Below are 17,274 nucleotides of genomic sequence, written 5' to 3'. Positions count from 1 at the left end.
ATTAACCTTTAATAAAAAAGGCTGACGCATGGCCCTTCGACAGGTCCAGCGTCAGCCTTTTTTTGCTCGGCAATCTATTGCCTAATCACCCAATCCATACAACTGGTTGAAGAGTAGCTTGAACGTACCCTGTGCCTGGGCGCGGAACGTGATTTCGGGGCCGAAGGCGTAAAGTTTTCCTGCTCCGACAGGTGCCATGAAGGCCGTTACGCCATCGCGGAGGTAGGCTTGTCCCCAGGCCCAGCCACTGCGGAGCGGCTTGTCGTTCGGAAACCACATCAGCGGTTTCACGGTCCCGTTGGCAATGGCTTCTGGTGCCAGTTTGAAAACCGGACTTGAATCGAAATAGACGTCGGCCTGCGCGGGCATTCCCCAGGTGGCCTGCTGCGTTGAGTCGAGGGAGGCGCGCAAAATGCTGCCGGGAATAAAGTATTTCTCGTTACTCAATGGCCGTTCCTGTCCGGTTGGTCCCAGTTCTACCAGCGCATTACGCACGGGCAAGCCAAGGTGATAGGCCAAATTGGTGCTGCTGCCAATAGTAACGACCTGCCCGCCTGCTTCCATAAACGCTTTCAACTGTGGAATCGACTTTGCCGCCGTAATGCGACCCATCGACGGACGGTATTCTTCGGGTATTTCCTCTACTTTAGGCTCCCGTCCACCGCCATATTCACCTTCGCCGCGTGCCGGTGTACCACTGCTTACGGCCGGAATAGCGCGGGTCACGAAGACGATCACGTCATATTTATTCTTCAGATTGCCCGCGTCGATGTCCTGCGCGTAAACGAGCTGCATCGGGTAGTGGTATTGTTCCATCAGCCAACGTACCCAGCCCGAGGGCATCGATCCGCCGTAGGTATCCCACAGGCCAATGCGCAGGGGCGTTACTTTTTTCACGTTCGTTGGCCGCTTGGCCATGCTCGTTACCGTCATACCCGCAGCGTCGATGATCGATTTGGACTTGGCCGACGCAGGTACGTAGAAAGACCCGGCTGGAACGGTGCTCGTGCCCGTAGGTATCCGATAAACCTCTACGCCCGCTTTAATCAGATCATTGACGGCCATAAAAGCGTTGGTGATCTGACTGTTCAGGACGTACCCGGCACCCGACCCAACAACTTTAGCGGTTGGCGATTGCAGTTCTCCGTAAGGCAATTTCTTGAACGCACCGTCGAAGCCCGTGAGTAGACGGTCAAATTGCACGTTCATTTGGTAAGCAAGTGTCCAGCCGGCGGCATCGTAGGGGCGAACAGGCGGTCCACCGGGGTACTGAAAATCGTTGGGGTGATCCTGCGGCTCGAACATATCCAGAATATGCGGCCGGAACGCCTGATCGAGTTTCACGACGTAAGAACCCGCCGGGTACGTCTTACCCGCCACGCTGAACTCGGCCGTAGCCTGCTGCACCTGAATGCCCGTTTTGATGAGCGCGTTCACAAATTTCACCGCCGTTGGCCAGTCGGCCTGGCTCGATGGGATAATGTACCCGCGCGGGTCGCGAAGAAGCGAGTCTTTCAACACGGTGGTGAAGTACTTCACGGGCACACCCTCACCACGCGGAGCCGGAGCCTGATCAGATACAGCCGTTGCACTGCCCGGCGCCGTGACGCTGGCAGGGGCGGCGGCTGTGCCGCTACCGGGAGCAGCGGCGCGGGCGGTCGCAGCACTAGCTGGCGGCGTCTTTTTCAGATCGGCCTGATACAGTTCGTTAATGGCATCGACCCGCTTTGGCGAGAGTGTCCAATAACTGTCGCTGCCGCGCTCGATCGAGTTTTTGCCCATCCGGTAAATGTTGTACAGCAGTTGGTCGTAGTGGCGGGCGGCGTAATCGAGCACGGCATAGTTGAGCGACACCGAATAATCGATCGACTGGCGAAACCGCCACCGTTGCGGCGTAACCGGGTTTGGCGTGTTGCCGTTCGGGATCAGCCGCGACGGAATCAGGGGTACGTTCTCGGGTGTTGGTCCTCCGATAATTTCCGTCAGCAGACCAATCATGTTGTGGAAGTGCGTGGTTGTGCGCAGACCACCGTTGTACCAGGTCGAGAAAACCGAGCCACCCAACCGGGTAAAGCCGGGCTTGTTCTCCGTATTCAGGCGGTTAATCATGGCTGCTCCAACCGCGTCGATGCCCGTTACCATCAGCGGGTCGAACACATAGTTGAACGGATCGCGGTAGGGTGGGCCCGCCAGCACCGACCCAGCCGGACCACGCTGATGGTGATTGTACATGATCTGCGGAATCCAGTCGACGAACAGTTGACGGCCGATGTTCTGCGACTCTTTCAGATTCATGATGTAGAAATCGCGGTTGTTGTCGTGACCGGCGTATTTTTCATACAGGCGGGGTAGGTTATCGAGCGACCGCTTTTCGGGAGCCGGGTTCCGCATGTACCAGTTCGAGACCAGTTCCTGTCCGTCGGGGTTGGCGTGGGTCAAGAGAATAACCACGTTATCCAGAATCCGCATCGTTTCGGGGTCATTGCGGCTCACCAGCTGGTAGGCCGTTTCGATCAGTTGGTGCGTACCCACGGTTTCGGTCGCGTGTAGGCCACCATCGATCCAGACCACGGCTTTACCTTCCTGGGCCATAGCCTGCGCCTGCTGTTCGGTCAACCCTTCAGCCCGCGCCATTTTGGTCGAAATCTCCTGAAAACGGGCCAGTTTTTTGTGGTTTTCGGGCGAGGTGACGATCATCATAAACTGATCGCGGCCTTCTTCCGTCTTGCCAATAGTAGTCAGCTTAGTCCGTGGCGAAGCGGCCAGTTTCTTAAAATACGCCTCCGTTTGGGTGAAGGTAGCGAGCTGATAATCGTCGCCGATGTTGAAGCCGAAATGGTCTTTCGGCGTCGGTACGGTTTGCGCCTGCACCGATGTAAATAGCAGCAGGGCTGTACTTAATGCAAGTAAAGTTGTACGGAACATAGAGTGAGTCAGGGCCGTCGGGGCCGTTGATGAATAAACGGCCAAGTACGCCATTTTCTACGGCTTATATGAAGAAGCGTAATAGAAAATTTGGCTTTGCCGGTGGTATAGCCACCGTATTCACGCCGTTTGGCTGGGTACGTTACTTGCCTTTTCAAACTGGGAAATTGCTTGGCACTGTAGATTGCTGACGCGAGTCCCTTCGACAGTGCCAAGCAACCTGCATCTAATTGCCGCCCTTTACAACCTGCGCTGCTTTAGCTTCAACCTCGGCGAAGCTGTAATTTCCCCCTTGTCGGTAATCAGAATATAGTGGTACGCTGGAAATCGCCGGATCAGTTTCAGCCCGGCCTCTTTGCCCAATACCATGATCGACGTACTGAATCCATTGGCCCGTTCGGTACTGGGGCCGAATACCGTTACACTGCTAACGCCGGTGGCGGGATAGCCCGTTTTAGGGTTAATGATATGCGCGTACCGCTTGCCATTGAACATCACGAATTTTTCGTAGCTGCCCGACGTCACCACGGCGGGTTGACGCAGTGGTAGAATGGCAAAAATTGTGTCGTTGTGCAATGGGTTTGTGATACCGATTGTCCAGTCGCCTCCGTCGGGTTGTTTGCCCCACGCGCTCATATCGCCCGACCCGTTGACAATGCCGGCGTTAATGCCTTTGGCCATCATCATGGCGCGGCAGCGGTCGGTGGCATAGCCTTCGCCTAGTGCCCCGAAGCCGATCTTCATGCCTTTCCGTTTCAGGAAGATTGTCGACCGTTTCTTGTCGAGCACGATGTGCTGGTAACCAACCTTTTCCACCGATTTCTTAATGGCTTCGGGCGTGGGCATTTCCGTCATCGAGCCGTCGAATTTCCAGATTCGGTCCATGGCAGCAAAGCTGATGTCGAACGCTCCGTTGGTGAGCGTAGAGAGTTGCAACGCCCGTTCCGTCAATGCAAATACTTCAGGATCAACGCGAACGGGAGCAATGCCCGCGTTTTTATTTACTTGCGAAATTTGTGTGTTTGGTCGCCAGTCAGAGATCAAATTCTCGATTCGATCTACTTCGGCAATCACCAGATCAATGTTCTGCTCGGCTTGTAGGGAATCCTTTGCTACGATCGTGATATCGAACCGGCTACCCATCAGCTTCACGGTTCTGTGCCGCAGCACCTGAGCATTGGCACGCAATCCGGCCAAAAGGAGCACCAAAACAACAAGCTGTTTCATATCGCAAAAATAAGCTTCAGCCAGATGGAGCAATACAATTAGTAAAACATGATCAATTGTACGTTTAACAGATGCTGAATACCGGATTCTGGACGTTGGATAAAAAGGATAGTCTAAAGTCCAATGTCTAACGTTCAATGTCCGGCAAAACCCCAGTTATGGCTAAATCACTCTTCTTTTTCCTTCTTCTCGTTACGCAGGTTTTTCCTGAATCGATGGCGCAAGTGACGCAACGCGTTGCTACGCCCAAAGCCACGTTTTCGAACCCGTTGCCTGTACAATTTGGTGATCCGTACATACTACGTACCCAGGGTATGTACTACATGTATGGTACCGGCGGCGGGGCCGACAAAGGGTTTTCGGCCTATTCGTCAACCGATATGGTCAACTGGAAAGCGGAAGGGCAGGTTTATTTCCACGACAACAAAAACGGCTGGAGCGACCCGAAAGCCAATTGGGGTGGCGCTTACTGGGCACCGGAAGTGTATGAAGTGAAAGGGAAATTTTACCTGTTCTACAGCGCCCAGTGGAAGGTAAACCCGACGAATGAAGCCGAGAACTTCCGGATTGGCGTAGCCGTGGCCGATAAACCCACCGGCCCATTCATTGACCTCGCCAACAAGCCCATTTTCGATCCGGGCTATCCGATCATCGATGCCAATGTGTTTACCGACACCAACGGCAAACTGTATCTGTATTATTCGCGCTGCTGTTACAAACACCCGGTTAAGAGCGAAGTGGCCGATCTGGCGAAGCAAAAAGGGTGGTTCAACGAGATCGAAGAAAGTTGGGTGTACGGTGTAGAACTCAAACCCGACTTTTCCGGCGTCGTTGGCGAACCCGTCTTGGTACTACGGCCACCCGTCAGCCTCAGCGACAAGCAGGCGGCCTGGGAAAGTCAATCGGTCACGGCCCGCGAAGTAAACCGCCGCTGGACCGAGGGTTCTGTCATGTTTAAAAAAGACGATACGTACTACATCATGTATTCGGCGAACCATTTCGGCGGGCAGTTCTACGCTGTTGGTTATGCTACGTCCAGTTCGCCGTTGGGGCCCTTCAAAAAAGCCGCCAACAATCCGGTGCTACAGCGTAACACGGAGCGGGGCGGCACCGTAACAGGAACAGGTCATAACAGTGTCACGTACTCGCCCGACGGCAAAGAGATGTTCTGTGTCTATCACGGACGAACCGCCAAAACCGGCGATGAACGGGTTGTTTTCATCGATCGCATGCAGGTAAAAAATGGTCAGATAACCATCAACGGCCCTACCACAACACCCCAAAAACGCCCATCGAGCGCGACACGTGCGGAAGTTGGCAACAGGTAGTTCTTCCCCATCGACAATGACGCCTATAGTTCGTAGGCTGTAGGCATCACGTGCGAGCCTAACCATCAGACAGGCTTATGCTGATAATTTTTTCCACATTACTTGCTACAAAGTGCCCTGCAGCGCTTTTGGCATACGTTCAGTCCGCTGGTGCGCTCAGAAGGTATGCTAAAAGTGCTTCTTGGTTTATAGAAGCCTAACAAAATGAATTAGGCAAGCAGTCTGACTTGCGAGGCTATCTTACTGTATCTACTTCATAGTCATGCCAACGTACCTAATGCTGCAATGGTCAGCCAGACCGGGCCATAGCATGTAGCTCAGCGCAGCGTAAGGTACAGTCAGACCGTAGTGCGTTGAGGGTAAGCGCAAAGAATACACACTATATGTCGCCTACCGTCTAGTAAACATATAATTATTTATAGCAATAGTTTAATGGATCAGAGTACTTTCGATCAACAAAATAATATATCATCATATAATGATTTATGTATTATTTAAAATGTGGCTACGCCTTTTGCTCAGGCTTAGCATGCCCTGTTCTCTCAATTTTCATTTATCAAATCACGCTCGCGCATGACTCTTTCTACTTCTCTTTTCATGTACCGTACCCTGTGTGCTGCAAGAAGGCACCGATGCGTACACAACACACTGGTCACCGGCCTCTTATTGGCCGTGATGGTCTTACTACTGCCTCTTTCGCCCGCAAAGGCGCAGATATCGGCCTTTACTGCGGCTCAGATCGAGACGGGCACAGGCTGCGACTGGCCTTTCAGTTCGTTAGCCGTTAATCCCGTCGACGGAAAGGTGTATGGATTCTGGCGCAAAGGGTCTGGACTAGAGGCCATCTACAAACTGATCCGGTTTGATGGCAGTAGCTGGACAACCGTGAGCACGTTTGCCCCAACGGGCAATAGCGGTTCGCCGATCAACATACCCAACTTTGACTCGGCCACGGATGACGTCGATATCGCTATTGATGCGCTGGGCAGGTTTCACGTCACCTTCAGAGGTTCACGTGGCGGAGGGTTCGACAGCGTTCGGGGTGTTTGGTATGGTTTGAGCACAAACGGCACAAGCTGGGCTTTTACCGAGATTCAGACCTTCTCCGATCCCAGTGGTTTTAAAGGCACTGACGATCCAGTTATCGAGATAGATGCTGCCAATCAGCCTCATATTGGCTTTCGTGTTTCTGACGTAAATAGTCCTCGAACATACGGAATCCGTTACTATCGCTTCACGGGTACGGCTTGGGTTGGTGAGACAGCCATTAGCATAACAGGTGGCGTCCCGGCCAACGAGGTCAACAACTTTGATATGGCCATTGATGGGGCAGGTAAAGCGCACATGGCTATTCAGCGGGAGACGAACAATATGGGGCGCAATGGGGGGCTGGTTTACACCACCAACAGTTCTGGCAGTTGGGTAACGCCTACCGTATTGGCAGAAGGAGCGCAGGATCAAACTCAGGGTAACACGCTGGGCATTGACACCGACGCGGCTAATAAAGTGCACATTGTTTACTCGGGATATCCAGACCGTATTAATTACATCACCAATACTTCGGGTAGCTTCTCGGCACCCCAACAGATCAACGGTAATTTATCGGGTAGTCTGGTTGAGGGCTCTTTCCACATAAACAGCAACGGAGACAAATCCTTTGGCTATAGATCCAACGGTTTACGGTTTGCCTATCAACCCGCAGGTGCAGGTGCCTGGACAACGGCGTTGGCCTATACACCGCCAGCCGAGGCCAGGGCATTCAACTATCCATCTGCCATTCTGGCTCCCAGCGGTCGGGTCATTATTCTGTTTGATAATTTGACCACGGGCAATGGTGATTGCAGTGCTCAAAATACACGTAAGCTGTGGTACGCCACCGCTACGGTACAGGCGCCGACAACGCCCGCGCCAAGCTTCACGCAAGCGCCAACGTCAACGGCCGTTTGTACGGGCAACACGGCCACGTTTACCGCTACGGCTACCGGCGCAACCAGTTTCCAATGGCAGCAGGACGACAACTCGGCGTTTAGCTCACCCGCTACGGTCACTACCGGGGGCATCTACACAGTGTCAACTTCTGGTACCACCAGCACGTTGAGTATTGCCACCAACACCTCGGCAAACGGTCAATATTTCCGGGCGGTAGCCACCAATAGCACAGGCTCAACCAATTCAACCGGGGCCTTATTGACGGTGAACGCCCTGCCAACTCCATCAATCACAGGTTTGGCCAGCGCATACTGTAAAGATGCAGTGGCCGTTACGCTGACGGGATCGCCAACAGGCGGCAACTTCACCGTCGATGGTAATTCGGCTACTAGTTTTAATCCGGCCGCACTCGCAACAGGTAGCCATACAGTCGTTTATCGCTATACCAACGGCAGTGGATGCGTCAATACAGCGACCCAGAACGTAACGGTGAATCCGCTGCCTGCGGTTTCTATCACAGGCCTGTCCAGTGCGTATTGTAAAGACGCCGCAGCCGTTACGCTGACGGGCTCACCCACTGGCGGTAGCTTTACTGTTGATGGAAACTCCGCGACACAATTTAACCCGGCAAACCTGACAGCGGGTGCTCATTCGGTGCTTTATAGCTACACGAATAGCAACGGATGCACCAATACTACGACTCAATCGGTAACGGTTAATCCACTGCCGGTGGTGTCCATCACGGGCCTGGCCAGCGCTTACTGCCGGGACGCGGCCACCGTTACGCTGACGGGCACACCGGCGGGTGGTAGCTTCACGGTGGATGGCACATCGGCTACCCAGTTCGCACCGGGGACCATCGCCCTTGGCGCCCATACGGTGCGCTATGTATACACCGACAACAACGGTTGTACAAACGCTACTACACAGAACGTGACGGTGAACCCATTGCCTTTCCTGTCTATTACCGGACTGGCCAACGCCTACTGTCAGGATGCAGGTACTGTTACGCTAACGGCTACGCCGGAGGGCGGTAGCTTTACCATCGATGGTAATTCAGCTACTCAGTTTAATCCGGCTACGCTGGCCGTGGGCAACCGGACCGTCGATTATCGATATACCGATAGCAACGGATGCGCCAACACGGCAACCCAGATCGTACGGGTGAAAGCCACGCCGCCTACGCCTACCCTACTCACACAAAGCGGAGGGGCCTATCCGGCCAGCCAGTCTGCCGTGACGGTGGATGTCAATTCAGGTAATGTCACTCTGCTGGTGGGCGGCTGTGCGGGCACCATTAACTGGAGTGGACCTAACAATAGCTCTGGGACAGTTTCTACCATTACGGTGGCTACCGATCAGCCAGGCGCGTTCACGTATCAGACAAGCTGTCTGGTAGACGGTTGTGCCAGCCTGCCGGCCACGGCCGTTGTAACGGTGGGTGGTCGCCTGACGGTGCTGCACCGCGACGTAGACAATTACGCCGATAACAATGCCATTCAGCCTTTACTTGTCTTGCAGAACCAGGGCCTGGGTACGTTGCCACTGGCGAACGTGACCCTGCGCTACTACCTGACGGTAGAAGGTGCTTCGGCACTGAGCAACCTCTCGATTAACTACGCTCAATTGGGTAATCAGAATGTGCAGCTACGTTACGTGCCGCTTACGCCCGTCCTACAGGGAGCAGCGGGTTATATAGAATACAGCTTTACGGCCGGGGCAGGCAGCCTGGCTCCGGGGGGCAGTTCAGGGCCTATTCAGGCCTACTTTGCCAAAGGTGATTACTCGGGCTTGAATGAGCGGGATGATTATTCATACGCGATCGTACGGAATCAGTTGGTGGGTAATCTGCGCATCACCGCCTACTACAATGGAGTGCTTATTGCGGGTGTAGAGCCGGGCACGACCACCCAGATTCGGGCGTTGCGCGCCTTGACGGAGAGCAAGAATGGCCCCTCAGCCACCCAGATCCATACGTACCTGGATATTCGCAACGAGGGCAACGTACCGGTGAATTACAGCGATCTGACAGCGCGCTACTACTTCACATCTGACGGCAACGAGCGGCTACAGGTGGAAGTAGATGAAGGCAACGTGCAAACCCAGTTGGTGGCGCTGAATCCGGCTGTAGGCGGGGCTAATTATTACCTGGAGATCCGCTTCAACCAGAGTGGGCAACTAGCTCCGGGAGCCAGCACGGGCCGGGTACGTTACCGCATCAGCAAGCCCAGCGGTGGCCGCTTCGACCAGACCAACGATTACTCGTATCAGGAGCAACCCGCCGAGTCGAGCTCAAACAGCCGGGTGGTCGTCTATGTGGGTGCCGATCGGGTATGGGGTCGTGAGCCGGGCGCTGCGTTCCGTATGGCGGTAGCCGAGCCCAATACAGGGCTACAGGTAACGGTGCTGGGCAACCCGGTGCGGGATGATGCCGTGTCGGTAGAGATCACAGGTGCCGGAGGGCAACCCCTTCAACTACAGCTGATCACGGCTCAGGGGACTATATTGTCACAGAAGCAGGTACCAAACCCGCAACCCACAGAGCGCCATCAGTTCTCCGTACAAGGCCAGCCCGCCGGTATGCTGCTGTTACAGGTAAGCACACCTACCGAACGCCAGACGATTAAGGTGTTGAAAGCCGAGTAAGCCTGGTTTGTGGCCTTACTTAACCCAGTTAACACGAACGCCTGCTGACACATCGTTAGCAGGCGTTCGTGTTTTTGAGAGACACAACTAAACGGTCAGTTAGCAACACATGGCACGCTCGGCCTAGCTGTTGCCACACTGCTAACGTACCTAATCGTTTTACAAAAGCCATAAAAAAGCCTGCAAGTGTCATTCTTTTTATAGCGTTATGATTTGCACTATCATAAAGACTGAGTGCCTTGTGTGCTCTGAATAGGATTATGGACACTATGAGTACCCTTATAAACACAATTGACACTTAAGTAACTTATACTTAGAAGTATAAACCATAGATAATTTCTTAATTATATAGTAGATTAGACTCATTCAATACACTTGAATCAGGTATATTGAATGAGAAAAGAGCTTCAACTGTTTATAAGAGAGTTGTTGTACGTAAACTATATAAGCAATGTCGACACAATATAATCCTAACGTTATAAGGATAGATAACAGCTTAGAACTGTCAACTATAGAAGGTGAATATGAAAAATTACAAAGTAGATCGAATGTAGATTTACACATATCGATAAGGACTAACACAAATATATTTGGGACTGTACCTGCAATTATTCAACTGGCGATATTTTGGAATAAACAATCTACAGAAGGAATCATAACGATTGATATTAATGATGAGTCAGAAATTGAGAAATTGTATGAATTAGATTATGTTTTTCCAATAATTGTTCATTGCTGGTCAAGGCAAATAAAAAATAAAGGTGGAAGCGATTTAAAAAGTGTTTTAAGAAAATATAATAATGAGCAAAACACAAAAATGAAAAATCAAGACAATAAAGGATTCAAAATATTATTGTCTTGTTTTGACCACTTATCCACAAGTAAAGGATTGATTAATTCTTTTTATACGGATAATGAATTTATTGAAAATGAAATGCTTTTTGAGTATGCAATTCAAAAAGCGTTAAAAGGTGTCCTTCAGTTTAATAGACAGCTTTCAGTAGCAAACATTGGCCCGATTTATGGCGATATTGTCGAAATAATATACGAGTTAATTAAAAATACTCACGATTGGGCTACAACAGATTCCTACAATAAGCCATTGAATCCAAGTACGCGAGGTCTGTATCTTAAATTTCATCGAGGCAAAACAGATAATTTCGCAAGCGCATACAGGCAGCATTTAGGTTTATACGATTACTTTACAGGTGATAATTTCGTGGAAAATACAATAAACGAATTATATTTCTTAGAGATTTCAGTTTATGATTCAGGGATAGGGTTTGTTCAAAGGTTTAATTCAGAAAGTAGCGAATCTACTCCTGTGAATGAGCAGGTTGAAATAATAAAAAAATGTATGCTTTTAAATAGTACTTCTGCAACTGGTATTCCAAAAACTTTTAAAGGTAAAGGTTTAGATAGAATAATGAATATTCTTAATAAAAAAGGGTTTTTATGGATTAGGACAGCAAGTGTTTCTCTATTTAGAAATTTACAAAAGAATAATCTTATGCAAGATCAAAAAGTTGAAAATACTCAACTGTACGATTGGTTTACTAATTCAACTACCAATTTTAGTACCCTAACAGCTGTAAAGGGGAGTGTGATTACGATTGTTTATCCTATTTCTACTACACGAAATGCATAGCTTTTATATCTATACAACACAATACGAGAAAGTCACTCGATCAAGAGAAAAGGCTTCGGTTACAGCAACAGTTATCTTTTGCGATAGTGATCATATTGATGAGGCCAATTTACAAACGGAGATAAAAGACTTCTATCAAAAAAATTACCAAACCGATGAGATTTTTGTAATTGGTGGTTCTTATAATTCCGATCAACTTAATGATTTATTTATAGCAAAAATTGCAGAAACATTTAAAACAGTACCTAAACTTCAAATTGAACACCTTCTGAAGAATATCTATATTTACACTTTCAATAGTGATGGTGTTCTCCGATGCCATCGAAGTACAGAAATCACAAAGGAAACAGTTAATGTTCTGATTCAGAATGGCTTAATCAACATATTTAGAAAGAGAGGCGGTTTAATAGAAACTAAAGGGAATGCTCATCACTATGTATTCCCATCAGGAAAACATTGTAATAAATTTTTAAGGACTGGAAATATTCTTCTTTACAGTTCAGAAATTTTCTTTATAGCATTTAATTTATTGAAATTTTTTAAAGAAAGTGAACATAAGAAAATTATTTGTGATACTTCTTCAATAAATACACTTGCGTTTGCACTGTTAGAATTAAAAAGAAAATTTCCTGATCAAGGAAGTCTTGGGTATATACCAATAGAAAGTTTTTCTTCATACGAAGGTTTATATTCTAAGTCAGTTGGTGTATTTAGAAATTCTTTAATTCTAATTTCTTCGTCAACTTCTGGGAATATTATTGATAGAATAAAGAAACGACATGATGCTATTTCAACAAATAACATTATAATTCTATTTTTTCTTGGTACTCAGACAGATTATTTAAAAAATGAAGCAAGTATAATATGCAATCTGTCTAAAACAGAGCATAATGATGGCTTCGATAATTATGAAACTTTTACTGATATAAACTGTGTATTTTGCAAAAAAGGGTCTTATGCAGTTGAGGTCAAAGGTGACGTATTTCTCCTTGATAAACCTAAGATAAATAGGGTATCAATTGGTGTTCCTGATGCTCCCAAAAAACTCTCATCTTTTATTGAGCAATTCAAGGCCAAGAATCATAATATAAATAATGTGTTAAAAGTAAATTATAAAGAAAATGTATCTACATCTCAGAAATATGAAGTTTATTTCGATATGCATCATGTCTTATCTAATATAGAGGGTTCACAAAACCTATATCCCAAATTCAGAGATAAGCTTTTTGCATATATTAATCAGTATGTACCTAGTAATACGAAATATTTGATTACACTTCCTGATACAGGATCTGAGAAGTTAGCCCAAATTATTGTAGAGCGTATTAGGTCAAGCTATAAGACTAATCACTTACCTAAGACCATTAAGTTTGATGATGTTACGTCAGAAATTATAAACGAACATGAAGAGGGGGCTATCGTAATAGTTGGCTCATGCATTTCGAATGGGAAAAACCTTCTATTCTTAAGTAGAACGTTTAGAAAATTCGACAAGATGAGGTTAGTATATTTTATCGGGCTTTCTCGAACCAATAATGAGGATTATCTAAAATTTTTAAAAAGCAACCTTAAATATGGCACCTACGGTCGAGATTCAAATTCATTCGTTGAAGTTGAAAACTTCTTCTGTACAAAAGATTCTAAAAACACTTCTTGGCTCCAAGAAAAAGATTTCTGCAAGCAGTTAATTGAAAACCTGGAACAAGGAGACTTAAGACAAGAGATCGCTGCTATAAATGCTCGTATAGAGGTTATTGATAATAGCATGAGTGTTCAGGAGAAGGGTTTGTCTAACCACTTGTTTTACCCTGATACAAATGGAAATGAACTATCGCTGAGAAAAGGATTCGCTTTTTTCGATTTTTTAGGATATCATCAAGATGTAAGCCAAGCAGATGTTTACTTCACAATTTCAGCGGTAGTCAATAATTTAAGGGAAAGTAAAGAACTCAGGCAATGCCTTACTCAATCTGAATATGTTAGAAATGTGATTGAACCCGGAAATTTTAATAGATTCAATGATGGAATTATTCAAGCTTGTATTTTAAGAGCAGCTAACCCAAGTGAGCTGTCATATCATATTGATCATGATATGAGTATGGAAATGAAGTCAATACTTGAAAAGATAATTGATGAACATGACTCGCCACAAGGAGAAGGGTTAATAGAGTTTCTGTTTGCTCTTGCAACAAATAAACTTACATTACGAAGAGATCATCTGCTTGAATTATTGTCAAAACTAGACCTTTTAGAAAATATATATGTCAAGATTTTCACTTTATATATCCGTACAAATATTATCAATACTACCCCCACCTTATTAGAGCAAATAGACACATTGAAAGGTGAAAATTTGGCTTTAAGAAATGAATTAAATTCATTAAAAGCTAAACTCAAATAATTTACCATCATCACCTGAATCATTCAGGTTAAGACATATATTATCACTCAAAGTGCTCAGCATTTCTTGTGGAATATCATGTTCTATTGAAGTGAATATGTATTGAATGTCGAATTTTTCACAATAATCTTTTAGTAGATTAATATAATTAATCTTCTTTCTATTATCTAAACCTTCTAGTGCGCCATCATGGTAAACAAATCGATAAAAAGATTGCTTGTGATAAGCCACTAGAACAGCTATATCAAAGGAGATACATAGCATTTTTTGATACGAATTACCTTTTCCTTCGGCAGTTACTATATCATTTTCTTTTGTTACTTCAACTTTGAAATCAATATTTCCTAGCTGATTTTGTTTCATGAAAATTATAGCAGATGCATTAAATATATATTTAAAAATATTATGAAAAAATCTTCTGATTTCAGGATAGATTTTGTTATTATCTGAAGTTATCAATAATCGGATTCTATCAATTATAGAATCTAACTCCTCATTGAGTTCGTGAGTTGTTTCATTTAATACAGCAATCTTATCAATATTTTTTAATTGTTCATCAAGGCGTGACAGTTCCCCCTCCACTTTTGAAAGCTCAATTTGGTAATATTTAAATTTGCGAAAGGAGTCTTTATCTTTTAAAGAAGACAGTAGTTGTTCTCTTTTTCTATCGAGTATTTTGAGTTCGCTTCTAATGGATAATAGAGATTTATTAAGCGAAGTAATCTTCTCTTCAAGATATTTATTTCTTTCTTCAGTAATTCTTTTGTTGAATTCTTCAAGTTCTTTGTAACTTTTAACTAGGCTATCTGGTAAGAATATTTCAACTTCTTGGTATATTCTTTTTAATTGGTCTACATCAAAGGAAATATGCTGTGATAGTGATTGCCTCGCTTTATCTAAATCATATTCTGTGTTATACTCTGCGGTGTTTAAAATTGAAATTTGAACTTCTACTTCATCAACTAATTCTTTACTTATAGACCTTTCTTGCTGATAAAAATTAAAATTGTCAATTTGGTCTTGCAGCTCCGTTTGCTCTGAACGTTTTAGTTCAATAGAACCTTTTATTTTGTCCACTTCATTTGCATCAACCGAAAATTTATTTTTTAAATTATTTATAAAAACCTTTTGCTCGTTTATTTTTTGATCAATTTCGTATTTACTTATTAATAAGCTCTTGTCAAATCCCAATAGATTAAACATAAAAGGTTTCCAATCAACATCTTTTCCCCTCACAAATTTTGAGAGTTGAAAAACATCATGATAATCACGCTGAGTTCTTAAAAAGTATGTTGCTGATTTTCTGTAAGACCACTCTTTTAAAACATCAAAATTTAAGTATTTATTTAAAGCTTTTTCAGCGGATGATAAAGACATGTTCAGATTATCCCAATCTTGCTCATCTACTAAATTAACAGAAGTATCTGTTTGCTTAAACGATACTTTTGTCTGATTCTTAATCGATCTTTTTACTGTTAAATAATTATTGTCATTAAGTTTTATTTCTAAATAAAATTCATGATCTATAAACTTATCCTGATATTTTTTAAATATATTTTCTTCACTTAATTCTTTTAAGAGCATAAAATCTATAACATAAATCAATGTTGTCTTTCCCAAATTGTGAGAATCCTTATTCAGATCGAGTTTCTTGGTAACTTTAGCCAACACAAGGTTCAGTCCATCATTGAAAACGATGTTCTTAAAACTTTTATTAGAATATATTTGACTTAATTTCATTTTACAAATTCGATTGTGTCAATATCCTTTTGATAATTTATTTTCCCTAAAATATACAAAAAGCTCAAAGTTTGCACAAATACATCTTTAGCATTTTTGCCTCTAGCAAGCACAACACGGTTAAGTAGTTCGTCATACTTTATAGCACCGTCTTCCATTATAATTTTTAGTATAACACCACCTAAATTTAGAATGGATAAGTTTAAGTCTAAATATTTATGTGGAGCAATCATTGAACTCTTCCTATATCGCAATTAAAGTACATAAAGTGAATAAAAACTCTTACTAAACTGCGCAGACTTTGCAATTCTTGTCTATTGGAATCTACTACATATTCAACCAAATGCTTAATAATATGTTCAAATTCATTAAACCTTTTTCTTTCTAAAATTATTAATTCTTGTAAATCACTAACCGTGTTAGTATACATGTTGGTATATATTTCATTTTTAGGTTCTCTTAGGAAATCTTCTATTTCTCCAAAGTATTGTAATGAATTTGTCTTTATAAAATCGAAATATTCTTCGCCCAAATTATTCAATTTGTTCTTTTGGACTTTGTCAATAATAGGAAAAACGGAAGCATAGCTTTTAATTCCGCTATTTAAGACTTTTCTATTTCTTCCAAAGAATATTATTACATCTTTTAAATCTTTTTCAAAGAAGCGAAGTGGAGCTGCAAATTTGAACAAGCCAAACTGTTGAGCGATATGTGGAAAGTCGTTTAGGTAAGTATTAATTTCTTCTTTACCAATAATTTCAACATTAGTCAGCCCAGTACCGGTCTGTAATTTTTTGATTATATTAGTATGTGCACCACCTGAGAGCTTCCTGTTTGTGAAGATTATGTAATTGTCAAACCTAGTAGTGACCATTACCTCCTTAAGTCTTTTAATCTCCTTACTTAGTACACTACTTACATTCACGTAAAAATCGTTATCTGAACAGCTAGCATCTTGTAATTGGGTATGCTTTGCCTGAATATTAAATGTACCTTTCCATGGACTCACTTTTGAAGGATAATTTTCAGCTACTCCTGTAAACCAGCTATCTTTTGCTCCATCCCTTCCCGGTGAAAATGTTTTGCAACCCACTCCCAAAATTTCCTTACAGATACGAATGACTAAGTTCTCAAACTCATCTGCGCTTAAATGCTCACATGGATAGTTGTTCATCTAATTGCTCTATCTTGACTTTTCGCATTTTACTTGAAACATATCCGTTTTGCAACTGTGGCGGCAAGCTAAACGCTGTCTTAAGTAACCTTTTAGATGGTAAGGGCTTTATAGAACACTATTTATTTGATAATCAGTTACTTAATTCATAAACTGATTTTGTAAGTCTTAACCATTTTGCTCATCATCCATTGGTATTTCAAAAGCAATACTATTTCGCTTTATACCATCTAATCTGACGATTACAGATAAAATT

Annotated in this window: 9 protein-coding genes; 4 read left to right on the top strand and 5 right to left on the bottom strand. The window is 44.5% G+C overall.

The annotated features are described in order from the left end of the window. Positions 1 to 81 precede the first annotated feature (81 nt). Both ACAW87_RS20820 and ACAW87_RS20815 read right to left on the bottom strand, forming a co-directional pair. Positions 82 to 2,925, bottom strand: coding sequence for a M14 family metallopeptidase (locus ACAW87_RS20820; protein ID WP_370725574.1), 2,844 nt, complete (start codon positions 2,923 to 2,925; stop codon positions 82 to 84). Between the two features lie 240 nt (positions 2,926 to 3,165). Continuing rightward, positions 3,166 to 4,152, bottom strand: coding sequence for an FAD:protein FMN transferase (locus tag ACAW87_RS20815; RefSeq protein ID WP_370725573.1), 987 nt, complete (start codon positions 4,150 to 4,152; stop codon positions 3,166 to 3,168). A gap of 158 nt (positions 4,153 to 4,310) precedes the next feature. Between ACAW87_RS20815 and ACAW87_RS20810 the strand changes: the two genes are divergently transcribed. The 4 genes from ACAW87_RS20810 to ACAW87_RS20795 all read left to right on the top strand — a co-directional run bounded on the left by ACAW87_RS20810 (position 4,311) and on the right by ACAW87_RS20795 (position 14,104). Further along, positions 4,311 to 5,480: a glycoside hydrolase family 43 protein gene (locus tag ACAW87_RS20810; protein ID WP_370725572.1), complete on the top strand. Its 1,170-nt coding sequence runs from the start codon at positions 4,311 to 4,313 to the stop codon at positions 5,478 to 5,480. 597 nt (positions 5,481 to 6,077) lie between these two features. Further along, positions 6,078 to 10,055 (top strand): cellulose binding domain-containing protein, encoded by a 3,978-nt coding sequence (locus ACAW87_RS20805; RefSeq protein WP_370725571.1) that lies wholly within the window; start codon positions 6,078 to 6,080, stop codon positions 10,053 to 10,055. Positions 10,056 to 10,506: 451 nt separating this feature from the next. Next, positions 10,507 to 11,703, top strand: a complete 1,197-nt coding sequence (locus ACAW87_RS20800) for a hypothetical protein (protein ID WP_370725570.1) — start codon at positions 10,507 to 10,509, stop codon at positions 11,701 to 11,703. Continuing rightward, positions 11,696 to 14,104, top strand: a complete 2,409-nt coding sequence (locus ACAW87_RS20795) for a hypothetical protein (protein ID WP_370725569.1) — start codon at positions 11,696 to 11,698, stop codon at positions 14,102 to 14,104. Before ACAW87_RS20800 ends, ACAW87_RS20795 begins: the two co-directional genes overlap by 8 nt. On the opposite strand, the gene ACAW87_RS20790 is transcribed toward ACAW87_RS20795, so the two are convergent. From ACAW87_RS20790 to ACAW87_RS20780, 3 genes are read right to left on the bottom strand one after another with little or no spacing between them, the layout of a single operon-like run. Then, positions 14,084 to 15,844: a DUF2326 domain-containing protein gene (locus ACAW87_RS20790; RefSeq protein ID WP_370725568.1), complete on the bottom strand. Its 1,761-nt coding sequence runs from the start codon at positions 15,842 to 15,844 to the stop codon at positions 14,084 to 14,086. The genes ACAW87_RS20795 and ACAW87_RS20790 overlap by 21 nt on opposite strands. Next, positions 15,841 to 16,077 (bottom strand): ABC-three component system middle component 8, encoded by a 237-nt coding sequence (locus ACAW87_RS20785; protein WP_370725567.1) that lies wholly within the window; start codon positions 16,075 to 16,077, stop codon positions 15,841 to 15,843. The genes ACAW87_RS20790 and ACAW87_RS20785 overlap by 4 nt, the downstream gene beginning before the upstream one ends. Continuing rightward, on the bottom strand, positions 16,074 to 17,018 hold the full coding sequence (locus ACAW87_RS20780; RefSeq protein ID WP_370725566.1) for an ABC-three component system protein: 945 nt from the start codon (positions 17,016 to 17,018) through the stop codon (positions 16,074 to 16,076). Before ACAW87_RS20780 ends, ACAW87_RS20785 begins: the two co-directional genes overlap by 4 nt. Positions 17,019 to 17,274: the final 256 nt, after the last annotated feature.

Origin of the sequence: Fibrella aquatica (genome assembly GCF_041321135.1) — a bacterium.
GTDB classification, from domain to species: domain Bacteria; phylum Bacteroidota; class Bacteroidia; order Cytophagales; family Spirosomataceae; genus Fibrella; species Fibrella aquatica.
Note: the sequence above shows the minus strand (reverse complement) of the source record. Positions and strands in the feature narration are given on the sequence as shown.